Source organism: Brucella tritici (genome assembly GCF_902825325.1).
Classification (GTDB): domain Bacteria; phylum Pseudomonadota; class Alphaproteobacteria; order Rhizobiales; family Rhizobiaceae; genus Brucella.
The window spans coordinates 40050-64896 of sequence record NZ_CADEAR010000008.1 but is presented as its reverse complement, the minus strand read 5'-3'; the positions used below and the strand labels follow the sequence as shown (position 1 = coordinate 64896).

Sequence of the window (24847 nt, the reverse complement as noted above, 5' to 3'; positions counted from 1 at the left end):
CCCTTCGGATCAAACCGCCGAGGGACTTGGAAGATATTTAGAGAAGTCCGAAGGTACGGGCCTTGGCGACCGCCTGAACCTTGTTGACCGCAACGAGCTTGGTCAGAACGTTGCTGATGTGGAAATTCACCGTGCGTGTGGAAATATTGAGGATCGTGCCGATGATCTCGGCAGTCTTTCCTTCGCTTGTCCAGCGCAGGATTTCCCTTTCCCGCATCGTCAGGTTCACTTCAGAAACGCAATTCATCGCCGGAACATCAAGATGTTCATACATGGACAGATGCAGAAGATTGGCTGCGATCTGCATCTGACGCCGCAACATCGAAATCTCGCCAGAAGACAATGCCGGACCACTTCTCAGGAAAGACAACATTCCGAATACACCTTGAGCCGCCCAGCATGGCTGGGAAATTCCGACCTTGAGGCCGAAGCGCTGTGCATCCGTCCAAATCTGCGGCGCATCTGCAAACAGCTTTGGCGACCAGACCAAAGGCTCGATGCTGTTCAATGCCTTGCGAACCAAGGGGTCGACATCCGCATATTTTCTGGCCGTATAATGATCGATCCATTCCTGCGGCAACGATCCAAAGCTGAGCCATTTGACCACGCCATTCAGCAACGGAACGCGCATGACATAGGCCGTATGTGCAAAACCGCACTGCTTGGCATAGGTGTTTATGTATTCAAGGAGTTGTGCGGCATCGTCAGCAGATTGCATGGATTCATAAATTTGTTCCCATTTCATTGCAGACTTCCCAAAGAAAAATATAACTATTGATGATTATTGAAATTCGAAGCATTTAAATAAAATGCCAACAAATCACTAGCACATCCCTGTAGTTTTCTCCAAATACTAATCATAAATATAATATTATTCATTCATAAATATTATATGATTCTAAATTACATTTAACTTTATTCTTTTCTTAATTATTATATAAGGCAAAAATTCCAATACTGCGATTGAGCCAGATGCTATAGAATATGAAATGCCAAGCCGATGCAGCCGCGCCGGCTGTTTTGTAGCCGATCCATAACTACAAACCAGTCAAACGCCTGCAGCGCATCTGTCAAAACTACGGGTATATGAGATTAAGTTAATTTGACTGCGGCATTTATCAAGCCGCAGCCTCTTCCGAAGTTGTGCCTGGGGTATAATTGAGGATCGGTGTAAGCCAGCGCTCGACCTCCTCAACCGCCATTCCCTTGCGATCTGCGTAATCCTCAACCTGATCGCGTTCGACCTTGGCCACACCGAAATAATAACTTTCGGGATGGCCTATATAGAGGCCCGATACAGAAGAGCCGGGCCACATCGCATAGCTTTCAGTCAGTTCCACGCCCGTGTTTGCAGTCGCGTCCAGAAGGCGGAAAAGCGTCGATTTTTCAGTATGATCCGGCTGAGCCGGATAGCCCGGAGCAGGACGAATGCCTTTATATGGCTCACCGATCAATTCTTCTGGCGTATAGGTTTCGTCCGAAGCATACGCCCAGAATTCCTTACGCACACGCTCATGCATCAGTTCCGCAAAGGCTTCCGCAAAACGATCAGCCAGCGCTTTCACAAGAATAGCCGAGTAATCGTCATTGGCGCGCTCGAAACGTTCGGCTATCGCCACTTCACCAATACCTGCCGTGACGACAAAGCCGCCGACATAATCCTGCTTTCCGCTTTCGACGGGAGCTACAAAGTCGGACATCGCGACATTCGGACGACCATCGCGCTTGCTCAATTGCTGGCGCAGCGTGAAGAAGGTAGCAAGTTCCTGCCTGCGGCTTTCATCGGTGAAAAGACGAATATCGTCTCCCACCGCATTGGCAGGCCAGAAGCCGACGACAGCTTTCGGCGTGAACCAATTTTCGTCGATGACTTTCTTCAGCATCGCCTGCGCGTCGTCCCAGAGCTGCCGGGCGGCTTCGCCCTGCTTCTCGTCTTCAAGAATTGCCGGATAGCGGCCTTTCAACTCCCACGTCTGGAAGAACGGCGTCCAGTCGATATAGCGGGCGATTTCGGCCAGATCGTAATCGTCGAAAGTCTTCGTGCCGGTGAATGTCGGCTTTGTCGGAACAAAGCTATCCCAGTCAAGCTTATGCGCATTGGCACGCGCACGAGCGATCGGCAGGCGCTGTTTTTCTGCTTCATTGCGCGCATGAGCCGCCGCTACCTTGGCATATTCTCCGCGCAGACCGTCAACATAGGCCTGCTTACCTTCCGGCGACAGCAGGCTCGAAACCACACCAACTGCACGGCTGGCGTCGATGACATAGACCGCCTGTCCGCGCTCATAACGCGGATGAATCTTCACCGCCGTATGGACACGGCTGGTCGTCGCGCCGCCGATCAGAAGCGGAATGTCAAAACCCTCGCGCTCCATTTCTGCTGCCACATGCGCCATTTCGTCGAGCGAAGGCGTAATAAGGCCGGAAAGGCCGATGATATCTACCTTCTCGTCGCGCGCCACCTGCAGGATTTTCTGCGATGGCACCATCACGCCCAGATCGATGATTTCGTAATTGTTGCAGGCCAGCACGACGCCGACGATATTCTTGCCGATATCGTGCACATCGCCTTTCACGGTCGCCATCAGCACCTTGCCGGCGCTCTGACGTTCACCGCCGCCAATGCCTTTTTCAGCATTGAGGCGCTTTTCTTCTTCCATATATGGCAGGAGAACGGCCACGGCCTGCTTCATCACGCGGGCCGACTTGACCACCTGCGGCAGGAACATCTTGCCTGCGCCGAACAGATCACCAACCACGTTCATACCGGCCATCAGCGGCCCTTCGATGACGTGCAGCGGGCGTTCGGCAGACTGCCGCGCCTCTTCCGTATCGGCTTCAATATATTCGGTAATGCCGTTGACCAGCGCATGTTCAAGGCGCTTTGCCACCGGCCATTCGCGCCAGCTCAGATCCTGCACCCTGGCTTCCTTGGAGCCTGAATCGCGAAAACGCTCGGCGATTTCCAGCAAGCGTTCAGTCGCATCGGAGCGGCGGTTCAACACCACATCCTCGCAGGCCTCACGCAACTCTGGATCGATGGCATCGTAAACCGCGAGCTGACCGGCATTGACGATACCCATATCCATCCCCGCCTGAATGGCGTGATACAGGAACACGGCATGCATCGCCTCGCGCACAGGTTCGTTGCCGCGGAACGAGAAGGAAAGGTTCGACACGCCACCCGAGACATGGACATGCGGCAAGGTCGCCATGATCTTGCGTGTCGCTTCAATGAAATCGACACCGTAATTATTGTGTTCTTCGATACCGGTCGCCACCGCAAAGATGTTCGGATCGAAGATGATGTCTTCCGGTGCGAAGCCTACCTGTTCGGTCAGAATCTTATAGGCCCGTGTACAGATTTCGATCTTGCGCGCCTCGGTATCGGCCTGTCCGGTTTCATCGAAAGCCATCACGACAACTGCCGCGCCATAGGCGCGAACGAGCTTCGCATGATGAATAAAAGCTTCCTCGCCTTCCTTCATCGAGATGGAGTTGACCACTGCCTTGCCCTGAACGCATTTCAGGCCAGCCTCGATCACCTCCCATTTGGAGCTGTCGATCATGATCGGCACGCGGGCAATATCCGGCTCGGCAGCAATCAGATTGAGGAATTCGACCATGGCCTTTTCGGAATCGATCAGGCCTTCATCCATGTTGATGTCGATGATCTGGGCGCCATTGACCACCTGATCGCGCGCGACGTCGAGCGCAGCAGAAAAATCGCCAGCCTTGATCAGCTTGCGGAAGCGTGCAGAGCCGGTCACGTTGGTGCGTTCGCCAACATTGACGAAGGGAATATCCTCTGTGAGCGTGAAGGGTTCGAGGCCGGAAAGGCGCATCAGTGGCGCAACCTTGGCAGGTTTACGCGGCGGGTGCTTTGCAACAGCCTCGGCAATGGCGCGGATATGTTCCGGCGTGGAGCCGCAGCAACCGCCAACCACATTGACCATGCCGTCGCGGGCAAAGCCTTCGATCTGGGCGGCCATCGCTTCCGGCGTTTCGTCATACTGGCCGAACTCGTTCGGCAGACCGGCATTCGGATAGGCGCAGATGAAGGTATCGGCAATGGTCGACAATTCGTCGAGATGCGCACGCATGGCGTTGGCGCCCAACGCACAGTTGAGACCGATAGTGAATGGCTTGGCGTGACGCAGCGAATGCCAGAACGCCGTCGGCGTCTGGCCAGACAGGGTGCGGCCGGAAAGATCGGTGATCGTGCCGGAAATCATCACCGGCAGGAAGATACCTTTTTCCTCGAACACTTGTTCCGAGGCGAAAACGGCCGCCTTGGCATTCAGCGTGTCGAAGATGGTTTCAATCAGGATGATGTCGGAACCGCCATCGATCAGCCCCCGGATCTGCTCGGCATAGGCGATGCGCAGATCGTCGAAGGTAACAGCGCGGTAGCCGGGATTGTTGACATCCGGCGAAAGGGAAGCGGTGCGGTTTGTCGGCCCAAGAGCGCCCGCAACGAAACGGCGGCGACCGTCCTTCTGCTCGGCACGCAAGGCGGCGCGGCGGGCAAGGCGCGCACCGTCGCGGTTCAGCTCATAGACCTGCTCTTCCATGCCATAATCGGCCTGGGCAATTGTCGTGGACGAAAACGTATTGGTTTCCAGAATATCCGCGCCCGCGATGGCGTAAGCGTAGTGGATTTCCTCGATAGCCTTGGGCTGCGTCAGGGTCAGAAGGTCATTATTGCCCTGAAGCTGACAGTCGCAGGCGCCGAAGCGCTCACCCCGGAAATGTTCTTCATGAAAACCAAGCCCCTGAATCTGCGTTCCCATCGCACCGTCGAGGATCAGGATGCGCTCCCGCGCTGCCTTGGTGAGAGCTGCAAGCACTTCTGAGCCATCCGGCTGCGCTGCCGTTGCACCAAAAAGATCTTCGAGGGAAGAGGCCATAAAACACCGCCTGTATTCAATCTGTTATCAGGCAACAGGATTTGCTCGGACACACAAACCCGAATTGCCCTTTATACGCATATCACGGAAGTCGCTTAATGACATAAACATATCTTTATGTCAATTCGGAGCAAATATTTCCCAGTTTGTTATTCGGGCATCACCGATCTATTGCCGAGGCCAAGAAATCGTGACTGCGCAGGGCCACCGCTCTGCCACAATGTCCGGCCTAGAATAACCGCAGGGACGATATGTGTTGATCATTTTTACGCGCATCTTATCCGAAAGCCGTTCCACACTTCGGTATGCGCTGTGAGGAGAGGCCGATGAAAAGGTTTGCTTATTCCCTGTTTGCCGCATGTTTGTCACTCGGTATGGGACTATCCGCTGCTGCCGGGACGGCGAATGCAGCACAGCCATCCTTGATGGTGACACCGTCCGCCCGGGCTCTAGCGCCGAATGTACAGAACGTTCAGTATTACGACTATCGTGGTGACCGCCGCTATTGGCGGGAGCAACGCCGCTACTGGCGGCATGATCGTCCGCGCTACCGTCCTTACTATCGCTACGATCGCCGTTATTGGGGACCACCACCTGTTTATCGCTACCGTCCAGCCCCCGTCTATCGTGGCGGCAACCCGCATGTGCGGTGGTGCTATAACCGCTATCGCTCCTATCGAGCCTACGATAACACGTTCCAGCCTAATTATGGGCCACGGCGCCAGTGCTACTCGCCATATCTCTGAAACGAAAAAGCCCCGGAAAACCGGGGCTTTTTCTAAGTAAAGTGGTTCAAAAATCAGGTTACATAAGCACCGATTGAAGCCGCGACCAGACCGATCGCAACAGCAATCATCACGCCATAAACGCGCGGCTTGTCAAACAGAACGGCAAAAGCCGCGAACCAGCTGACAACCGCAGCGCCCAGCGCGAATAAAAAGCCCGGCTTATCGCCGTGGTACAGGTTAGCCGCCATGAGGCCGCCGATAATCAGCGCACCAAAAACGATCATCAACCCTGTGGCATATCGCTCGTAATCGTCCATTTAAATTCCTCGGTTCCGCTCCCGCCGCGACGGGTGCTGGCAACTCTCGTCAATGCGTTTGGCCATTTAAGGGCATTGGCCGGTTGTCATCACACAATCATTATTCGTGTCGTTCTTCAACCATTTCACTGCGCCATTTTCCGCAATTGTTACGACTTTTCACGTCAACGTTCCTATAGTTGCTGGATAACCGGCGTTTGTCCCGTTCAAAACCATGCTAGTATTACTTCCATGGAATCGTCGGGCATTGCCATTTTCGAAACAGAGATCGGACCGTGCGGCATTGCCTGGCGCGGCCCAAAGATCGTCGGCGTCGAGATTGGAGATACCGACGAGAAGGAAACCCGTTATCGGCTTGGCGAGCGGTTCCCCGGTGCCGAAGATACCGACGTCCCTTCCTTTGTCAGTAATGCAATCCGGGGCGTGCGCGCGCTTCTGGCAGGCGCCGATGTTGATTTTTCAGATACACCGCTGGCGCTTGATACCCAACCCGATCTTAACAGGCAGGTCTATGAAATCATTCTTGAGCTGAAACCGAGCGAGACAACGACCTATGGTGCAATTGCCCGAAGGATCGGCGATGTGAGTCTCTCACAGGCTGTCGGCTATGCGCTTGGCAAGAACCCGTTTCCGATCATTGTACCCTGTCATCGGGTGCTCGGAGCCAATGGCAAGGTCGGCGGCTTTTCGGCAGCGGGTGGTACGGCGACGAAACTGAGGCTTCTCAATATCGAACGTGCGAGAACGTCCAGCGAACCTGATCTTTTCGGCGGACTGCCGCTACAGGAAAGACCGCAGACAGACTGGTAGTTATTTTACGCATTTCCGAACGCAAGACCGCTTCGCACTTTTGCAGGAAAATGCTTTAGCGCTTGCCTGTCACAACATCGGCTGAAAAGCGCAATTCACGCATCGGACGCACCAGTTGCGTCGTCGCGTCATAGGTCGGATGCTTCTTGAAAGCGAAAAGCGCTTCCTCATCCTTGAATTCAGCATAAACAACGAGATCGATGCGGTCGCACATCGGATCGACCCTGGAGTTCGGCAGAACTTCAAAAAGGTCAGCATGGGGAATGGTGGCAAGTTGTTCCAACCCCTTTTTGACCGTCTCTATGTCCTGACCTTCTTTGACGCTGAAGAAAACAATATGCCGGATCACGCCGCGACTCCCTGAATTTGGTGAGGCGTGTCTAGCGCATCAAGGCGCGCAGAAAAATGGCAAATTTGAGCGATGTGCCTAACTTGCCTTGACACGACGCCAGGCAAACCCGGCCTCCTCCGGTACTGATCCACGTCCCGGCTGGTAATAGCCGGGCGTATCAACCAGACGATTTTCGCCAAGACGGCTCTGGGCAACCTTGTTCGTCACCTGCAGGCTGTCGAAGCCGGTCCGCAGCATCAGGGCAGCCTGATCGATCAGCACATCACCAACGGCACGCAATTCGCCCGCAAACCCCTCGCGGCGCAAAATCTCGGCCTTGGAATAAGAGCGACCGTCATTGAAAGCCGGGAACTGCAAGGCGATCAGAGGCAGGCTGCCCAGATCATCCAGCAGCGGTTCAATGGCTTCGCCCGGCGCAACCGACACGCCGATCCGGTGATTGGAGGCGCGGCGACGCTCCTCATCCAGTCCAAGCCAGACGGCCAGCGGAATGATGATCGCCGGGGTATCACCAGCCGCTTCAAGATCGTCGGCAAAGACATAATCGTCTTCGCGAAAGCCATCGGCAGACCAGAGTTTGGTTTCGTTGATATCGCTCATTTCCGGTCACCTGCTCCCAGTTTCTGCAAGCTGTCGGACAGACCCGACAGATGGATGCCGCATTCTGTCTTTTCCGACCCCGCCCAGCGTCCGGCACGTTGGTCTTCGCCATCGCCCACAGGCCGCGTGCAAGGCATGCAGCCGATGGAACGGTAGCCCTGCGCGGTCAAGGGATGCGGCGGCAGATCATGCTTTTCGGCATAGGCCTTGAGATCGCCTGCCTGCAAACGCGCCAGCGGATTGATACGAATACGCGGGCCGACCGATTCAAACGTTGCCAGGCTTTCGCGCGTCGAAGCCTGAAACTGCTTGCGACCCGTCATCCAGGCCCGATAAGGGGCCACGGCACGCGCCATAGGCTCGACCTTGCGGATGAAGCAGCAGCGGTCCTTGTCGGTCATCGACAAGGCACCGAAGGGATCATCCGCCTTGAGACTATCCTCAAGCGGCAGGATATCCTGCACATCGGTCAATCCCAGTCGGTCCACCAGATCATGACGATAATCGAGCGTTGCCCGAAAGTGCTTTCCCGTATCGAGAAACAGAACCGGTGTCGCCGGATCGATTTCCGCGATCATGTGCAGAAGCACAGCCGATTCTGCCCCGAAGGAGGAGACGACCGAAATCTGCCCTTCATAGAGTTCACGCGTGACGAGCGCGATCACTTCCTGCGGGGTAGACGCGCCGTGGCTTGCCTCCAGAAGGCGGGCTTCGGCGGCGGCAGTTTCTTCCGCATCAAGCTGCACGGCTTATTTCTCCATAAAGCGCGTGTTTGAACGGTTCCATGCCGACGCGGCGATAGGCGGCAAGGAAGGTTTCTTCCGGGCTTTCGCGCAAGGCGAGATAGGTATCGACCACCGTTTCGATGGCATCAACCACCTCTTCCGACGAGAAGCCACGACCAGTGATGTCACCGATGGTCGAATGCTCGTCCGCCGAACCGCCAAGCGTGATCTGATAGAGTTCCTCGCCCTTTTTCTCAACGCCCAGAATACCGATATGGCCGACATGGTGATGGCCGCAGGCATTGATGCAGCCGGAAATCTTGATCTTGAGATCGCCGATTTCAAGCTGGCGCTGCTGGTCGCCGAAGCGCTCGGAAATGCGTTGCGCCACCGGAATGGAGCGTGCATTGGCAAGGGCGCAATAATCGAGACCAGGGCAGGCGATGATGTCAGTGATGAGGCCGGCATTCGCCGTCACCAGCCCATCCGATTGCAACAGATCGTAGACGGCTGCGAGATCGGCCTTGGCCACATGCGGCAGAACCAGATTCTGCTCGTGGCTGACGCGGATTTCATCAAAGGAATAGGTTTCGGCAATATCCGCCACCAGCTCCATCTGCTCAGCACTTGCGTCGCCGGGAATGCCGCCAATGGGTTTGAGCGAAATGGTGACGACCGCATAATCCGGGTTCTTGTGCGGCGTGACATTGCGCGCCACCCAGCTTGCAAATTCCGCATCGGCCTTCTGGGTAACAGCCAGCACTTCCCAGCCTTCCGGCCGTTGCGGCAGCTTCGGCATGCGGAAATAGCTTTCAATCGCGTCGATATCGCGCTGCGGCAGCTTCAGCTCGCCATTGCGGATTTCTTCCCATTCAGCATCGATCTCGCGGGTCAGTTCTTCAACGCCCGTTTCATGGACGAGAATCTTGATGCGCGCCTTATATTTGTTGTCGCGACGGCCATGCAGATTATAGACGCGCACGATGGCCGTCACATAGGTCAGCATGTCCTCAATGGGCAGGAAGTCACGAATCTTCTTCGCCACCATCGGCGTGCGACCCTGACCGCCGCCGATATAGACGGCAAGGCCCAGATCGCCCGCCTCGTTCTTCTTCAGCTGCAAGCCGATGTCATGCACCTGAATGGCGGCGCGGTCATGGTCCGAGCCGACAATGGCGATCTTGAACTTGCGCGGCAGATAGGAAAACTCCGGATGCAGCGACGACCACTGGCGCAGGATTTCGGCGAAGGGGCGCGGATCGGCCACTTCGTCGGCGGCAGCGCCTGCGAAATGATCGGCGGTTACGTTGCGTATGCAATTGCCGGAAGTCTGGATGGCGTGCATCTCGACTTCCGCCAGCTCTTCCAGAATACGCGGCACGTCCTTCAGCGCAGGCCAGTTATACTGGATGTTCTGGCGCGTGGTGAAATGGCCGAAGCCACGGTCATAGACGCGGGCAATGTGGCCAAGCTTGCGAAGCTGGCGGCTCGAAAGCGTACCATAGGGGACGGCCACGCGCAGCATATAGGCGTGCAATTGCAGATAAAGGCCGTTCATCAGACGCAGCGGCTTGAACTGGTCCTCGGTCAGCTCGCCAGTCAGGCGGCGCTCAACCTGATCCTTGAACTGGGCAACGCGGGCCGCAACAAAATCGCGGTCGAATTCATCATAACGGTACATGGTTTAATCCAGATTCAGGAGGCGCGCTTCAATTCAGGCTTTTCGAGGGGCAAATCGCCAAAGGTCACGATGGTCGGGCCAGAAAGGCGGATGCGTTCGCGCAGGCGGATCGGGTAAAGCCCCTCTGCTCGCTCCTCGACATCGATCACATTCACATCGACAACCAGATTGGCTTTCGCTGCAACTTTGCCCGCATCTTCCAGCGCCGTCACGGCTTCGGCATGGCGGGCGATCAGCGCGCCGTCGATGGTTTCCTGCCAGGAGCCGTCGGCACCGAGCCACACAGCCTGCCCGTCGATCAGCCGGTTTGCAGTGAGAACTTTTACGACCATTTCCAAACTCCAAACTTTTGTTAACCGCGCATCCTGCGGGTTTAGGCTGCGACGGAAACCGGCCTGAGGGCCAGCGCTTCGGCTTTATCGATTGCGGCACCGGCGACCGCATCGCCAATGATCACCATGACCGGGCCGGAAAGTTCCTTGCGGTTTTCCAGATCCGGCAAATCCTTCAGCGTGCCATGGAACAGGCGCTTGTCCTGTCGGCTCGCATTTTCCACCACCGCCACGGCGGTATCTTCGTGCAGGCCTGCACCAATCAGGCGCGCGGCAACCGATGCCGCGACCGTGGAGCCCATATAGACGGCAATCGTTGCACCGGAGACGGCGAGCTTGGCCCAGCCCGGCAGCACATCGCCCGTCATGTCATGGCCAGTGGTGAACACCAGCGACGAGGCGACACCGCGCAGCGTCAGCGGCAATTCCATATCCGCAGCGGCAGCAAAGGCCGAGGTGATGCCGGGCACAATTTCGAAACCGATACCAGCGGCACGCAGCGCCGCCATTTCCTCGCCTGCGCGTCCGAACACCAGCGGATCGCCGGATTTCAGCCGCACAACGCGCTTGCCTTGCCGCCCCAGCGAAACCAACAGGCGATTGATCTCTTCCTGGCTTTTGGAATGGCAGCCCTTGCGCTTGCCGACGGCAAGGCGTTCAGCATCGCGGCGGCCCATGGCAATCACGCCTTCCGGCACCAGCGCATCATGCACGATGACATCGGCTTCCATCAAAGCGCGGTGGGCGCGCAAGGTCAGCAGGTCTTCAGCACCCGGACCGGCACCGACCAGCCAGACATAACCGGCGGCATTGTCGCGCTGCTCGATCAGGTCGCTCGCAGCCTTATAAGCTTCGGCGCGATCACCATTTTCAATGGCACTGGCGACACGGCCCGAAAAGAACCCGCGCCAGAAACTGCGGCGCGCCAGCCCCTTGGGCAATGCGCGCTCGACCAGCGGACGCCAGCTTTCGGCAAAATGCGCAAGCTCGCCAAGGCGCGGCGAAAAGGCGGCATCGATACGCGCGCGAACCATCTGCGCCAGAACCGGAGCGCTTCCTTCCGAACCAATTGCAATCGTCAGCGGCGCACGGTTGACGATGGCAGGCGTCAGGAAATCGCAAAGCGCGGGACGGTCAACGACATTGACCGGAACCCTCTCGGCCTTGACTGCGGCAGCAATGGCGCGGTCCTGCGCCTCATCGCCAGTCGCCACGAAAACCAGCTTTGCGCCCGCGACATGTTCCGGCGCAAAAGGTGCCGCAATATACTCCGCACCATGGCTCGCGATGAAATCGGCCAGATGGTGTACTGTTTCTTCGGCAATAATGCGAAGGCGTGCGGACGTCTGCGCCACGAGGCGCGCCTTGTTCAAAGCTTCCTCGCCGCCGCCAACAACGACAACCACTTCTTCCGAAACCCGGAAGAAGGCAGGAAAATCAGCCAGTAAACGCTTTTGCGGTAGAGACACGGCGCGATCCTTGGGAGCATTTCCAGCGAAAGTGGATACCGGTTTCGCGTGCGGAAATGCATCTGGTAAAAAGATGGCGCCATTATCCATGGAGAGCGGGAGATTTATAAGAAACGGGCTTGCGCGTGAAAATCACGGCGAGCATCACTTTTTCTCAAAACAGCCGATTGCGGGATTTTCATTCCCCGGAATGATCCCAATATACCCCACAATTTTTATAGGATTTACATGGGCTTATAGATAGTTTCCCGACACGAAGAATGCCGGAACATGTTTGGGCCACCGTCGCGGCAGCACGGCAATCAGATCGAAACGCAACGACAGACGGTCGTGGTCGGGCTGGCGTTGCAGCCAGAGATCGGCGGCGGCTTCGATGCGCTGCATGGCCTGTGGCGTGACAGCGAGTTGCGCCGCTTCCAGACTGCTCCGTGCCTTGACCTCAACGATGAGCACCAGATTGCCTCGGCGCGCGATCAGATCGATTTCGCCAAGTCTTGTCCGATAGCGCCGTGCGACAATCCGAAAGCCTTTCAGAAGAAGCATCACAGCCGCAAAGCGTTCAGCGCTGTGTCCACGAAAGAAAGCGGTTCGCTTTTTCTCGCGGAGGTCTGTCATCGCTGATCCGATTTCAGTTGCATGAGGCGCTGATAGAGAACGGATTTCTGGCCGCCGGTCATGCGCGCGGCTTCGCCTGCGGCCTTGGATGGCGGCAGTTCGTCGGCAAGCGACAGAAGCAACTTGTCGATGTCTTCCTCGCTTTGCGGAATGGCGTTGCCTGTCGGGGGACCAACCAGCAGAACCACTTCACCGCGAATGCGATCCTCACCGTCGAATTCCTTCGCCAGTTCGCCCAGTGGCGCAGTGCGAATGGTCTCGTAGGCCTTGGTCAGTTCGCGGCAGAGCGCGCCCAGACGATCCGGGCCGAACACTTCCGCCATTTCGGCCAGCGTCGCCGCCGTCCGGTTTGGTGATTCATAGAAGACCAGTGTTGCGTCGATCCCCTTGAGGCTTTCAAGCTTCGTCTGCTTTTGCCCGTGCTTGGACGGCAGGAAGCCACAGAACATGAAGGCGTCGGTCGGCAGACCGGAAGCGGCGAGTGCGGCCAGAACGGCGGAAGCACCCGGAATGGGGACGACACGAATACCGGCCTCGCGCGCCTCGCCGACCAGACGAAAGCCCGGATCGGAGACAAGCGGTGTACCGGCATCAGACACCAGCGCAACGCTTTTTCCCGCTGACAGCGCCGCTATCAGCTTTTCACCGGCTTCGGCAGCATTGTGCTCGTGATAGCTGATGGGGCGGCGCGCTATACCATAGCGGTCGAGCAGAACGCGGGTCACGCGTGTATCTTCACAGGCCAGAATATCGACGGACGCCAGCGTTTCGATACCGCGCAGCGTCATATCGCCGAGATTTCCGATGGGGGTCGAGACGATATAAAGAGCAGGTTCCAGTGGCCGGGCGCGCATTGTCGTGCCGCCAACCACATATTCGCGCCGCCCATCGCCAATATTCTGGGCGCCTGTTTCTTCCGTCATTCTACATCCTTCAGTGTCTGAATCAAAAAGCGGCCGGCTGTGGCGAAAATGGTGATTTCGAGAACCGGAGCGCAGCGTACATTAGAGTACGTGAGCACCGGAAGCGCAGAAATTGCCATTTGCAGCCCGGCATGGCGTCTTTTGGATCAGACACTCATGCTGCCAGATCGGCAACCAGCGCATCCAGCACCAGCGCACCGTCCGGCGTTGCGCGAATGATGCTGCCGCCCATCGGCTCGATCATGCCCTCGGTGATCAGTTTCGCCAGACGCTTCTGGTCAACGTCGTGACCAGACAGCCGCTTGTAGCGATCCAGATCGATGCCTTCGCGCAGACGAAGCCCCATCATCAGGAACTCGTCGCCCTCCTGCCCGCCATCAAGATATTCTTCCTCGATAATGCCGTGGCCGCGTCGTTCAACCTTGTCGAGCCAGGTTTCCGGATGCTTTTCGGTAATCGTGACCGTACGAACGTCGTTTTCCACGAAACGCCCATGCGCGCCGGGGCCGATGCCGACATATTGCCCATAGCGCCAATAGACGAGATTGTGCTGCGACTCGCGTCCCGGCACGGCGTGGTTGGAAATTTCATAGGCAGGAAGACCGTGCTCTGCTGTCACCCTTTGCGTTTCCTCATAGAGCGCTGCGGCATGATCCGGCTCGGGCGTGGTCAGTTTGCCAGCCTTCCAGAGATTGTAGAACTGCGTGCCTTCCTCAATCGTCAACTGGTAAAGCGACAGATGATCGGCGGCGAGCCCGATGGCCTCTTTCAGTTCCTCCCGCCAGTCCTCGATTGTCTGGTTCGGGCGTGCATAGATCAGGTCGAAGGACAGGCGCGGGAAAATCTCGCGTGCCAGCCGAATGGCCGCCTTGGCTTCCTCGACCGAATGCATGCGGCCAAGACGACGCAGATCAGGATCATTGAGCGCCTGAATGCCGAGCGACACACGATTGACGCCTGCCGCGCGATAGCCGCGAAAACGGTCGGCTTCCACACTTGTCGGATTGGCTTCCAGTGTCACCTCGATGTCCGCTGCGACAGACCAATGCGACGCAATACTGTCGAGCAGTGCACCGACGGTTTCCGGCTGCATCAGCGATGGTGTGCCGCCGCCGAGAAAAATGCTGGTGACGGTGCGCGGGCCAGTGCGCTCGCGCAGCGTTTCCATCTCGCGGCGGAACGCTTGCGAAAACCGCGCCTGATCCACCGGCTTATGGCGGACATGGCTGTTGAAGTCGCAGTAAGGGCATTTGGCCAGACAGAACGGCCAATGCACATAAACGCCGAACGCGGTTTCCCCATTCGCACGCGCGATGGGAATCGTGCTGACGCCGTCCGCTAACGCCTGTGAAGAGGGAAACAGCTTGTTCATTTCGCGGAAGCCTGCTCCACGTTGAGCGCCTTTTCGGCGAAAAGCTTGAAGGCACGGGCACGGTGCGACAGAGCCGAAGCGTCACCGGGTTTCCAGCCATGCTTTTCGTCGGCAGCCATTTCGCCAAAGGTCTTTTCATGACCGTCCGGCAGGAACACCGGATCGTAGCCGAAGCCGGTCGTGCCACGCGGCGGCCAGATCAGCATGCCTTCGACCTCGCCGCGGAAATATTCCGCTTCACCATCCGGCCATGCAAGACAGATGACGGATACGAAACGCGCCTTGCGCTTATCGGCCGTCAGCGCGCCCTTTTCCTGCAAAAGATCCTCGACCTTTTGCATCGCCATATTGAAATCGCGCGTACCGTCTTCGGTCTCGGCCCAGTCGGCGGTATAGACACCCGGCTCGCCGTCGAGCGCATCGACCATCAGGCCGGAATCGTCGGACAATGCGGGCAACCCAGTGGCTTCAGCCGCTGCAAGGGCCTTGATATAGGCGTTTTCTTCAAACGTGGTGCCGGTCTCGTCCGGCTCCGGCAGGCCAAGTGCTGCAACAGAGCTGACATCGAAACCAAACGGGCCGATCAGCCCGTCGAATTCCTTCAGCTTGCCCGCATTGTGCGAGGCGACAATCAGCTTGCCCTTTTCCAGCGTTCTCATTTTCAATTCCATAGTTTGGGTTCGGCGATTTCCAGCGAATTGCCGGATGGATCGCGGAAGTAAATCGAGCGCGCACCGTTGGGCCAATCGAAATCGGCCTCAATGGCGACGCCATGTTGTTCCAGATGTTTCTGCCAACCGTCGATTTCGGCACGACTTGCGGCAAAACATACATGACCCGGCCCCGTCGTGCCATGGGCTGGCACAGGCAGATGACCGGGCAATGGCGGTTTAAGCGTCTCTTCCGCCTTGAAGAGCAGCAATATACCCTCGCCGCAGCGGAAGAACGCGTTGCGTTCGCTGAGCTGGCCCACCGGTTCCAGCCCCATCGTGTTGCGATAGAATTCTACCGCCTCGGCGACATCGCGAACATAGAGTGCCGTTTCAAGAATACGTGCAGCGCGCATGGATTTTCCCCTCGGTTGCGACGCATCCGATGCGGTTCATCGAGATTCCGGTTATGGCGAGCCGAAAATGGTGGTCTTTGAGACCCGGAGCGGAGTGTACTTAAAGTACATGAGCACCGGAAGCGAAAAAGAACGCCATTTGCAGGCCGCCAGAGCCGGAATAACGCGAACCGTCAGGCTACGGCCATCTTCTGCAAGGACACGAGGCGATCGACACCGCTGCGTGCGAGCTTCATCAGGTTCAGGAACTCTTCTTCCGAGAAAGGCGTACCTTCGGCAGTTCCCTGAATTTCAACGATGCCGCCCGTGCCGGTCATGACGAAATTGCTGTCAGTCTGGGCGACGGAATCTTCCGCATAATCCAGATCGAGAACCGGCGCGCCTTCATAAATGCCGCAGGAAATGGCCGCGACATGATCCTTCAGCACCTTCTCGACCCGCACCATCTGGCGTGCTTCCATCCAGCGCAGGCATTCATGCAAGGCCACCCAGCCGCCGGTGATCGCCGCCGTGCGCGTGCCACCATCGGCCTGAATGACATCACAGTCCACCGTGATCTGCACTTCGCCCAGAGCCTGCATGTCCACGACGGCGCGCAAGGAGCGTCCGATCAGACGCTGGATTTCCTGCGTGCGACCGCCCTGCTTGCCGGCAGCGGCTTCGCGACGCATGCGATCGCCGGTCGAACGCGGCAACATGCCGTATTCCGCCGTGACCCAGCCCTTCCCGGTGTTACGCATCCAGCCAGGCACCTTTTCTTCAAGGCTTGCCGTGCACAGAACATGCGTGTCGCCAAATTTGACCAGGCAGGAGCCTTCCGCATGTTTGGAGATGCCGCGCTCGAAAGAGACGGCGCGCATTTCGTCGGCAGCACGCTTGGATGGACGCATATATCAAATTCCTTGGTCGAGTTTTTTGGGATTCAAAGTTTTCCGTGCGGCTTTTTAGGCCCCCCGGGCGCAAATAGAAAGGAAATTTGCGCTTTGCCAGCCCAAAGATATGTCGAGAAGTGTTGAGAGGTCTGCCAGGACAGAGCTAAAGACTTTGACGCTTCGACTTACGGTCTTATATTTATCGCATGCCATTCATAGGGTTCGCTACCATAACATGATGAAACCGCCGGAACACCAGCTCTTGAGTTCGCTCGACCAGCGCTCGCGCGATATTTTCCGGTTGATTGTGGAAACCTATCTAAACGATGGCGACCCTCTCGGCTCACGCAATCTGTCCCGGTTGTTGCCCCACACACTTTCTCCTGCGACCATCCGCAACGTCATGAGCGATCTGGAGCATCTGGGCCTCATCTATGCGCCGCACATCTCAGCTGGACGTCTGCCGACGCAGATAGGTCTGCGTTTCTTTGTCGATGCATTTCTGGAAGTGGGCGACCTGCCGCCGGAAGAGCGCTCTTCCATTGAGGCGCAGGTTCGCTCCGCCGGAATGAACAATTCGGTCGAAAGCGTTCTTACCGAAGCAAGTCAGGTCCTTTCGGGCCTTTCGCGCGGCGCCGGCCTCGTACTTGCCACCAAGGCGGAAGGTGCGCTGAAACATATCGAATTCGTTCGTCTCGAACCGACGCGGGCACTCGCCGTTCTGGTCATGCAGAATGGCGATGTCGAAAACCGTGTCGTCAGTCTGCCCGTCGGTATCAGCAATTCGCAGCTGGTCGAGGCATCGAACTTTCTAAACGCCCATATTCACGGCCACACGCTTTCTGAAGCCAAAGCCGAATTGAAAAAGCTGACGGAAGAAACGCGGGAGGAACTTGACCAGCTGTCGCAGGAACTGGTTTCCCAGGGGCTGGCAGTCTGGAGCGGTGCCGGAACGGATCAACCGGCGCGGCTGATTGTTCGCGGTCGCGCCAATCTTCTGGAAAATATTCATGCGCAGGAAGACATCGAGCGCCTACGTCACCTGTTCGATGATCTCGAAACCAAGGACGGCATGGTCCAGCTTCTCGATCTTGCCGAGGCCGGATCAGGTGTCCGCATCTTCATTGGTTCGGAGAACAAGCTTTTCTCCCTTTCGGGCTCATCGCTGGTAGTCGCCCCCTATCGCGACAGCGAGCAAAGGGTTATTGGTGCTCTGGGAGTCATCGGGCCTACACGGCTCAACTACGCGCGGATCGTTCCTATGGTGGACTACACCGCCCAGATCGTTTCCCGGCTCCTGCGGTAACTGTGAGACTTGCCGGGACAAACCAAGTCCCTGAAAATAGACCTTGATTTTACTGGCATGAAACTCGATATCCGCCCCAGAAGATATTCAAGACGGAAGTAGCACTATGGCTGACGAAAAAAACAAATCCCAGAATCCCGATCTTGAGCAGCGCGACATCAACAATCCCCGGGATCGTGAGGCGCTGAACCGAGCTGCCGACGATTTTCTGAAGGCACGCAAGGCTGAAGCTCGTGCGGAAGCTGCCGAGGATGAAGCTGAGGCGTCCGTGGATGAAACCGCAAACCGGATCGCGATGCTCGAAGCCGACAATGGCGAGCTGAAGGACCAGCTGCTGCGCGCTGCAGCCGAGATGGAGAACCTGCGCAAGCGCACCCAGCGCGATGTGCAGGATGCACGCACCTATGCCGTGACCAACTTCGCCCGCGACATGCTGTCGGTTTCCGACAATCTGCGCCGCGCACTCGAGGCTATCCCTGCCGAAGCCCTGGCGACCGACGCGAGCCTGAAATCGCTCGCAGACGGCGTGGAAATGACCGAACGCGCCATGCTGCACGCTCTGGAACGTCACGGCGTCAAGAAGCTGGAGCCGGAAGGCCAGAAGTTCGACCCGAATTTCCATCAGGCCATGTTCGAAGTACCGAATCCGGATTTGCCGAACAACACAGTCGTGCAGGTTGTGCAGGATGGTTACGCCATCGGCGACCGCGTTCTGCGTCCGGCGATGGTCGGTGTGTCCAAGGGTGGCCCGAAGGTAACTGCCGACAATGGCGGCGCGGCTTCCGACGGCAACGCCTGATTTCAGCAATAACCGGTGAAAATTGGAGCGGCGGCTTTGTCTGCCGCTCTTTTCATTTCCGCAGTCCACTTTGCAATGAGGTACATATTGCTATTGGAGCGAACCGGTGAAAAGTTGTCACTGGATGTGTGGAGGAGACCGGCTGCGTGACTATACCTGAGTTTCTGAATTTCGCAGGCGTTTTCGTTTTCGCGGCGACTGGCGCCCTTGCCGCTTCGCGCCGCCAGCTCGATATTATCGGCTTTCTGTTCCTTGCCAATATTACCGGTATTGGTGGAGGAACACTGCGCGATCTCGTCCTCGGCGCGCCAGTTTTTTGGGTTGTCGAGCCCGCTTATCTGCTGGCGGGCACGCTGGCAGCGATCTTCGTCTATTTCACCGCGCACATGGTGGAGTCGCGCTATCGTGTGCTGCTCTGGCTCGATGCCATTGGCATGGCGGCTTATACGGTGTTGGGTGCGGCCAAAGGGTTGGCGCTTGGCTTCGGGCCGTCCGTCGCTATCGTGACCGGTATATCCACAGCTACCCTCGGCGGCATATTGCGCGATATGGTGGCGGGTGAGCCTTCCGTACTGATGCGCCGTGAAATCTATGTCACGGCTTCGCTCGCCGGTGCGTGTCTTTATGTTCTGCTTGCGTGGCTGCAGGTCGAACCAGCCATATGTGCAATCGCAGCAGCCTTGATCGCTTTTGTCATTCGCGGCGGCGCGCTTTATTTCGGCTGGACATTGCCCGTCTATAAAAGCCGTCCCGGACGCACGGAAGAAGAACTTCAGCGCGACCGGATCATCAGGCCGGAATAACTACTAGACCAAACCGGCCTGGCTTGCAGCAGCCTGCAGGCTGAGCTGCGGACGCGGTCCCATTTGCTGGATGATAAGACCTGCCGCCAGCGAACCTAAACGCGCGCAATCTTCAAGTGAACGCTCGTTTGTATAACCATAAAGGAAACCGGCTGCATAGAGATCGCCCGCTCCGGTCGTATCGACCAGCGCATCAATTTCAATAGCTGGGATGGTCAAAGTTTGGTCTGGTGTGATGACCACCGCACCTTTTTCCGAACGGGTGATGATCGAAAGCGTGCAATCCATACGCATGGCGGCAATCGCCGTTTCAAGCGACTGCGTCTTATATAGAGATTTCGCCTCATCTTCGTTGGCGAAAACAATATCGACGGTGCGCGAGCGCATGAGTTCCAGAAACTCTTCACGATACCGGTCGACACAGAACGGATCGGAAAGCGTCATTGCCATCTGGCGTTTCTTCTCGTGCGCGATCTTCGATGCCATGACGATGGCTTCCTTCGCACGTGGCGGGTCCCACAGATAGCCTTCGAAATAGGTCACCTTCGCATCGGACACCTTGGAGGTCTCGACATCTTCCGGTCCGAGTTCCACGCAGGCGCCAAGATATGTATTCATCGAGCGCTCGCCGTCCGGCGTTACGAAAATCATTGAACGGGCGGTTGGCGATCCTTTTTCCAGCGGGCGGGTATCGAAGGCAACGCCCTGCGCGCGGATATCATGCGCGAAAACACGGCCCAGATGATCGGTCGCCACCTTGCCGAAATAGGCCGAGCGTCCGCCCAGACTTGCTACGCCCGCTGCCGTATTTCCGGCACTGCCGCCGGACATTTCCGTCGCCGGACCTGCAATCCGACTATAAAGCAGTTCCGCACGCTCCGCATCGATCAGGTTCATCGCACCTTTGACGATACCGTTCGTTTCCAGAAAAGCGTCATCGGTACGCGAAAGAATATCGACAATGGCATTGCCGATACAAAGAACATCGAATGTGGCCATGAGCGCGAGAAGCTCCCCTTTTGATTAGTCTCCTATCCGCCTGACCCAAAGCGCAACGCGCTTCAAGTGCTTTTACGCAAGTCGCGCTCGGAAAACCGCTATGCACTTTTCCGCGACGTGCTTCAGGCCGGATATGCGGTAGTCATGTGCGTGCCGGTTTAGCGTCTTATAGGCAAATAGCAGCTTTAACGCTTTCGCTTCAACCAACATGAACCGTTGGTAATGCGCTCGCCACGTACAGGCAAGTCACTTAGCGGTCAAATTGGGGATAACCGGGCAAGGGACAAACAACATGACTTATCCACAAGCCCAGATCGCATGCTCTTGGAAGCAGACAATTCCTGTCAGGCAAAAGCCGATATATCGTAGCGACACGCAGCACTTTCCCAGAACTACGCGATACTGCGCGGCTAATTGGCCAATGTATTATATAGATCGCGTTCTTAAGCGAGACTGTGCTTTGCCGCTTATTCTGATGAAAGCACGGTCTCACTCACCGAATGCTCGCAACCCGTTAGGGGGCTGTGCCGGATTTTCTCTCTGAGAGTATCGAACATCTGTGGGGAGAGTAACTCCGCAGTGGTCCATTCACCTGTTGAGCAACAGAACCCGGCTTATGCAAAACCCAAAATCTACCATCCCGCAGATACCGACCGATGGTTATTTATTGGCACGGCGACTGTTTTGATGGATCAGTAGCGGAACGACCGTTTGCCGAGTACGTTCTATTGCGTCAGCGGACGGGTCGTAGCACTTATTTTCAGGCTCCCCACGCCTCACAAGCGCGTTAGCAATTTCGCGCCGAACTCGGCGCTCGTTCGGGTGTCGAGCCCACATCTCACAGAGTTCATAGCTCCGACGCCCATCAAAATAGGCCACTACGTCGGCGGGTGGTGCAGAGGCAATCCATAACTCGCTGCCTTTAAAACCTAGCGCAATCTTGCCATCAGAAGTACTGGAACAAGCTGACAAAGCGAGACATGCCAACAAATTAATCGAACGCATTTTTTAATTTCCTTCTTTTATATATTTGGCAATATTAAATTGCATAATTATTAAATAGATCTTTTTTTAAATATAAAACCAATAATATAAAAAGTTTAATTTACCATTTAAAATTATTAAATTAATACAAGCATTAAAATACTTTTATAATAGAAATTTTGTCAATTATACGACATCATGCATTGTAAATTCGCTTATTTCATCGTAACCACCAGACTAGATGGCGTATTAAGTATTTTGCTGAATGATATATTACATATATCATTCAGTATTATATGTCAGAATATTGGGAACAAGAATTATTGTATACCCTCCATAGATTCATATCCTAGAGATGGCGATGGCACGTATCTCGCCGCCCTGTCTGGCTACCCTGCATATCTCCCGCATTGTGGGTAGCGCGGCTTGCGCAAGGGTGAAGGCATAACTATTTTCATCCTCATCAACAGTCGGAATTGGATCGAAAATGATCTTGGATGCTGCCTTGAAAGCCCTGAAGCGCCTGACCACACCGGAGTTACGCGCAGTTTTCTGGAAGACAATAGGGTTGACGCTGTTGCTGCTCGTCGGCCTTTGGGCCGCAGTCCGTCAAATCTTTTTTACTTTTGCCTGGCCGTGGATGGAGCAAATTCTGCCTGGCATGCCGGAATGGGCGGGCTGGTTTGGTATCGTCGCCGCTATAATCGCAGGCCTTGGTCTGGCGCTTGTGCTCGCATTGATGATTGCACCTGTCACAGCGTTAGTGGCGGGCCTCTTTCTCGACGACGTGGCCGAAGTGGTCGAGCGAGAGGATTATCCGGGCGATCCTCCAGGCACGTCCTTGCCGATTGCCCGCTCCGTCGTCGTTTCGTTGAAATTTCTCGGTATCGTCATCCTCGGCAATATCGTCGCCTTACTCATGCTGTTTATACCAGGCGTCAATCTGATCGCCTTCTTCGTCATCAATGCCTATCTGCTTGGGCGGGAGTTTTTCGAGTTTGCAGCCATGCGCTACCGATCCGAGGCCGAGGCGAAGGCACTAAGGTCGCATTATGGCGTGACAGTCTTTCTGGCCGGGTTGCTGATTGCAGGCTTCATGGCGATCCCCATCGTCAATCTTTTGACCCCGCTTTTTGCGGCCACAATGATGGTCCATCTGCACAAAGCCATCTCGCGGCGGGAGGCCGCGCTCACGCCTGCGGCGGCAAGGGGATAAGCGGCGCGGGGATATCGCAGGTTTTCGCCGGATACTTGCAGATATCGGCAATCACGCATTTCTCGCATTCCGGCTTGCGCGCCTTGCACACATAACGCCCATGCAGGATGAGCCAGTGATGCGCATGAAGCATGTATTCCGCCGGGATAACCCGGACGAGGATGGCTTCCACGGCCTCCGGCGTTTTTCCGAGCGCAAGACCAATCCGGTTTCCAATACGCAGAATATGCGTGTCCACTGCCATAGTCGGCTGGCCGAAAGCCATGTTCAGCACCACATTGGCGGTCTTGCGGCCAACGCCCGGCAGCTTCACCAGTTCGTCCCGGTCCCCCGGTACTTCTCCGCCAGAATCGCGGATCAAGGCTTCGGACAGAAGAATGACATTCTTTGCTTTATTACGCCAAAGACCGATGGTGCGAATGTGGTCGCCGACTTTCTCTTCGCCGAGCGCCAGCATTTTCTGCGGCGTATCGGCAATTGCGAAGAGCCCGCGCGTCGCCTTGTTGACCCCAGCATCGGTGGCCTGTGCCGATAAAACGACCGCGACAAGAAGCGTGAAAGCATTCACATGCTCCAACTCGCCCTTCGGCTCCGGTCTCTGAATGGAAAACCGGCGAAATATCTCATGAATTTCGTCTGCCGTATAAAGCGTACCACGCACCCGACGTTGAGGGCGGGCGGCGGAAGAAGCGTTCACAGGCGATTTGATTTTGGCCTTTTCCATTCCGCCTCTATAATGGTTTCTCTATCGACAAAACAATCAGCAGCTTGACGCAGCCCACTCAAAATGGCCCGACAATCTGCCAGATGACCTGAATGCCATGCATCATCCAGACGGCGCAGAACCTGACCGGTTCGACAAACCCATTTTCGAAGCCCTGCTCACTCCCTATCGTTCGCTGGGGCGGACGGGCTTCACCATCCTGATGGGAGCCCTGATCGGCTGCTGGATGTTTGTCGGCATTCTTTTCTGGTCCATCGGTGCGTGGCCGATCTTTGGATTTTTCGGCCTCGATGTTCTGCTGATCTATCTCGCTTTTCGCTGGAATTACCGTGCCGCCCGCGCACGCGAGGAAATCTCCGTGTCCCGCTCTGCCCTGCAGATTCGCAAATATGCAGCGTCTGGCAAGATGACTGTACATCGTTTCAATCCATTCTGGACACGGTTCAAGGTCGCGCGAAAGCCGGATATCGGAATTACCGGCATGAGCGTCGAAAGCCGTGAAGCGAGTGTCGTGATCGGAAACTTCCTCTCCCCGGACGATCGCGAAAGTTTTGCAACCGCTTTCGGTGCAGCGCTTTCAGAAGCGCGCCGATAGCAACACTCCTAATCTTTCCGGGTATATCGCGCCTGAATTTCGTTTTACCTTGAAACGAACGAATCCGGATTGGCCCTTGAAGTCAGGCTTTTCACAAGCCATATCAGTGAGCGAGGAGATACGCCGTAAGGGTTCTCTTCATAACGGTCGCTTCTCATCAAGGACTGATGCAATGACAAGAATGACTCCGTTTTCGAGCCCTTTGCTGCTCGGATTCGATACGATGGAAAAGACGCTGGAACGGATCGCTAAATCCGGCGACGGTTATCCGCCCTACAACATTGAACGCCTGCGCGGCGAGACGGGTTCCGAACGCCTGCGCATCACTTTGGCGGTGGCCGGCTTTTCCAGCGACGACCTCGAAGTCATGACGGAAGACAATCAGCTCGTCATCCGTGGACGCCAGACCGACGATACCGAACGCGAGTTTCTGCATCGAGGCATAGCCGCCCGACAGTTCCAGCGCGTTTTCGTTCTGGCGGACGGTATGAGGGTTCTCGGTTGCGATCTGAAAAATGGTCTTCTGGCCATTGATCTCGACCGTCCGGAACCCGAACGGCTGGTTAAACGAATCAACATAGCGGTGAAAGACTGAACTTGTTCAGTTTTTGTTCAGCACAATGCCGCTATATTGAAAATGTGAAGCTCT

At 56.2% G+C, this 24847-nt stretch carries 25 protein-coding genes; 8 read left to right on the top strand and 17 right to left on the bottom strand.

Annotated features, from left to right (window positions below; translation table 11 throughout):
- Nucleotides 1-37 precede the first annotated feature (37 nt).
- Both HWX93_RS13275 and metH read right to left on the bottom strand, forming a co-directional pair.
- Nucleotides 38-745: a LuxR family transcriptional regulator gene (locus HWX93_RS13275; protein ID WP_109985911.1), complete on the bottom strand. Its 708-nt coding sequence runs from the start codon at nucleotides 743-745 to the stop codon at nucleotides 38-40.
- Between the two features lie 373 nt (nucleotides 746-1118).
- Nucleotides 1119-4910, bottom strand: coding sequence for a methionine synthase (gene metH / locus HWX93_RS13270; RefSeq protein ID WP_176037603.1), 3792 nt, complete (start codon nucleotides 4908-4910; stop codon nucleotides 1119-1121).
- A 326-nt stretch (nucleotides 4911-5236) separates the two neighbouring features.
- On the opposite strand from metH, the gene HWX93_RS13265 reads away from it, so the two are divergent.
- Nucleotides 5237-5656, top strand: a complete 420-nt coding sequence (locus HWX93_RS13265) for a BA14K family protein (RefSeq protein WP_176037602.1) — start codon at nucleotides 5237-5239, stop codon at nucleotides 5654-5656.
- Between the two features lie 53 nt (nucleotides 5657-5709).
- Here the strand turns inward: HWX93_RS13265 and HWX93_RS13260 are convergent, their stop codons facing one another.
- Nucleotides 5710-5955 (bottom strand): hypothetical protein, encoded by a 246-nt coding sequence (locus HWX93_RS13260; RefSeq protein ID WP_010658028.1) that lies wholly within the window; start codon nucleotides 5953-5955, stop codon nucleotides 5710-5712.
- Between the two features lie 231 nt (nucleotides 5956-6186).
- Here HWX93_RS13260 and HWX93_RS13255 point away from each other — a divergent pair, with 231 nt between their 5' ends.
- A complete protein-coding gene (locus tag HWX93_RS13255) occupies nucleotides 6187-6765 on the top strand; it encodes a methylated-DNA--[protein]-cysteine S-methyltransferase (RefSeq protein ID WP_176037601.1) in 579 nt (192 codons plus the stop codon).
- A gap of 55 nt (nucleotides 6766-6820) precedes the next feature.
- Here HWX93_RS13255 and HWX93_RS13250 read toward each other — a convergent pair whose 3' ends face one another.
- From HWX93_RS13250 to rph, 12 genes are all read right to left on the bottom strand, one after another.
- Nucleotides 6821-7114, bottom strand: coding sequence for a Dabb family protein (locus HWX93_RS13250; protein ID WP_109985907.1), 294 nt, complete (start codon nucleotides 7112-7114; stop codon nucleotides 6821-6823).
- A gap of 78 nt (nucleotides 7115-7192) precedes the next feature.
- On the bottom strand, nucleotides 7193-7717 hold the full coding sequence (locus HWX93_RS13245; RefSeq protein ID WP_109985906.1) for a DUF934 domain-containing protein: 525 nt from the start codon (nucleotides 7715-7717) through the stop codon (nucleotides 7193-7195).
- Entirely contained in the window at nucleotides 7714-8463 is a 750-nt protein-coding gene (locus tag HWX93_RS13240) for a phosphoadenylyl-sulfate reductase (protein WP_176037600.1), read from the bottom strand. Before HWX93_RS13240 ends, HWX93_RS13245 begins: the two co-directional genes overlap by 4 nt.
- Complete coding sequence (locus HWX93_RS13235) at nucleotides 8453-10123, bottom strand: nitrite/sulfite reductase (protein WP_176037599.1); 1671 nt, start codon at nucleotides 10121-10123, stop codon at nucleotides 8453-8455. Before HWX93_RS13235 ends, HWX93_RS13240 begins: the two co-directional genes overlap by 11 nt.
- Before the next feature lie 14 nt (nucleotides 10124-10137).
- Nucleotides 10138-10455 carry a DUF2849 domain-containing protein gene (locus tag HWX93_RS13230; protein ID WP_176037598.1) on the bottom strand — a complete coding sequence of 106 codons (318 nt, stop codon included), beginning with the start codon at nucleotides 10453-10455 and terminating at the stop codon, nucleotides 10138-10140.
- 41 nt (nucleotides 10456-10496) lie between these two features.
- On the bottom strand, nucleotides 10497-11924 hold the full coding sequence (gene cysG, locus HWX93_RS13225) for a siroheme synthase CysG (RefSeq protein WP_176037597.1): 1428 nt from the start codon (nucleotides 11922-11924) through the stop codon (nucleotides 10497-10499).
- A gap of 234 nt (nucleotides 11925-12158) precedes the next feature.
- Complete coding sequence (locus HWX93_RS13220; protein ID WP_176037596.1) at nucleotides 12159-12539, bottom strand: YraN family protein; 381 nt, start codon at nucleotides 12537-12539, stop codon at nucleotides 12159-12161.
- Nucleotides 12536-13462, bottom strand: a complete 927-nt coding sequence (gene rsmI / locus HWX93_RS13215; RefSeq protein WP_176037595.1) for a 16S rRNA (cytidine(1402)-2'-O)-methyltransferase — start codon at nucleotides 13460-13462, stop codon at nucleotides 12536-12538. Before rsmI ends, HWX93_RS13220 begins: the two co-directional genes overlap by 4 nt.
- 154 nt (nucleotides 13463-13616) lie before the next feature.
- A complete protein-coding gene (gene hemW / locus HWX93_RS13210; RefSeq protein WP_176037594.1) occupies nucleotides 13617-14834 on the bottom strand; it encodes a radical SAM family heme chaperone HemW in 1218 nt (405 codons plus the stop codon).
- Nucleotides 14831-15493 (bottom strand): RdgB/HAM1 family non-canonical purine NTP pyrophosphatase, encoded by a 663-nt coding sequence (gene rdgB, locus HWX93_RS13205; protein ID WP_176037593.1) that lies wholly within the window; start codon nucleotides 15491-15493, stop codon nucleotides 14831-14833. Before rdgB ends, hemW begins: the two co-directional genes overlap by 4 nt.
- 2 nt (nucleotides 15494-15495) lie before the next feature.
- On the bottom strand, nucleotides 15496-15900 hold the full coding sequence (locus HWX93_RS13200) for a VOC family protein (protein ID WP_176037592.1): 405 nt from the start codon (nucleotides 15898-15900) through the stop codon (nucleotides 15496-15498).
- Between the two features lie 173 nt (nucleotides 15901-16073).
- Nucleotides 16074-16790, bottom strand: coding sequence for a ribonuclease PH (rph, locus tag HWX93_RS13195; protein WP_104757069.1), 717 nt, complete (start codon nucleotides 16788-16790; stop codon nucleotides 16074-16076).
- 217 nt (nucleotides 16791-17007) lie between these two features.
- On the opposite strand from rph, the gene hrcA reads away from it, so the two are divergent.
- From hrcA to HWX93_RS13180, 3 genes are all read left to right on the top strand, one after another.
- Nucleotides 17008-18078 carry a heat-inducible transcriptional repressor HrcA gene (gene hrcA, locus HWX93_RS13190; RefSeq protein WP_109985898.1) on the top strand — a complete coding sequence of 357 codons (1071 nt, stop codon included), beginning with the start codon at nucleotides 17008-17010 and terminating at the stop codon, nucleotides 18076-18078.
- A 106-nt stretch (nucleotides 18079-18184) separates the two neighbouring features.
- The gene (gene grpE / locus HWX93_RS13185) at nucleotides 18185-18877 is read left to right on the top strand and encodes a nucleotide exchange factor GrpE (RefSeq protein WP_109985897.1); all 693 of its coding nucleotides are present in this window, start codon (nucleotides 18185-18187) and stop codon (nucleotides 18875-18877) included.
- A 146-nt stretch (nucleotides 18878-19023) separates the two neighbouring features.
- Nucleotides 19024-19680: a trimeric intracellular cation channel family protein gene (locus HWX93_RS13180; protein ID WP_176037591.1), complete on the top strand. Its 657-nt coding sequence runs from the start codon at nucleotides 19024-19026 to the stop codon at nucleotides 19678-19680.
- A 3-nt stretch (nucleotides 19681-19683) separates the two neighbouring features.
- Here HWX93_RS13180 and HWX93_RS13175 read toward each other — a convergent pair whose 3' ends face one another.
- Nucleotides 19684-20679, bottom strand: a complete 996-nt coding sequence (locus HWX93_RS13175) for an adenosine kinase (RefSeq protein ID WP_109985896.1) — start codon at nucleotides 20677-20679, stop codon at nucleotides 19684-19686.
- A 1471-nt stretch (nucleotides 20680-22150) separates the two neighbouring features.
- On the opposite strand from HWX93_RS13175, the gene HWX93_RS13170 reads away from it, so the two are divergent.
- The gene (locus HWX93_RS13170) at nucleotides 22151-22879 is read left to right on the top strand and encodes a sulfate transporter family protein (protein WP_176037590.1); all 729 of its coding nucleotides are present in this window, start codon (nucleotides 22151-22153) and stop codon (nucleotides 22877-22879) included.
- Here HWX93_RS13170 and nth read toward each other — a convergent pair.
- Nucleotides 22854-23603, bottom strand: a complete 750-nt coding sequence (nth, locus tag HWX93_RS13165) for an endonuclease III (protein WP_176037589.1) — start codon at nucleotides 23601-23603, stop codon at nucleotides 22854-22856. The two genes, HWX93_RS13170 and nth, sit on opposite strands and share 26 nt — an antisense overlap.
- A 97-nt stretch (nucleotides 23604-23700) precedes the next feature.
- On the opposite strand from nth, the gene HWX93_RS13160 reads away from it, so the two are divergent.
- Both HWX93_RS13160 and HWX93_RS13155 read left to right on the top strand, forming a co-directional pair.
- The gene (locus tag HWX93_RS13160) at nucleotides 23701-24198 is read left to right on the top strand and encodes a DUF2244 domain-containing protein (RefSeq protein ID WP_176037588.1); all 498 of its coding nucleotides are present in this window, start codon (nucleotides 23701-23703) and stop codon (nucleotides 24196-24198) included.
- A 172-nt stretch (nucleotides 24199-24370) separates the two neighbouring features.
- Nucleotides 24371-24793 carry an Hsp20 family protein gene (locus tag HWX93_RS13155; protein ID WP_104757083.1) on the top strand — a complete coding sequence of 141 codons (423 nt, stop codon included), beginning with the start codon at nucleotides 24371-24373 and terminating at the stop codon, nucleotides 24791-24793.
- Nucleotides 24794-24847: the final 54 nt, after the last annotated feature.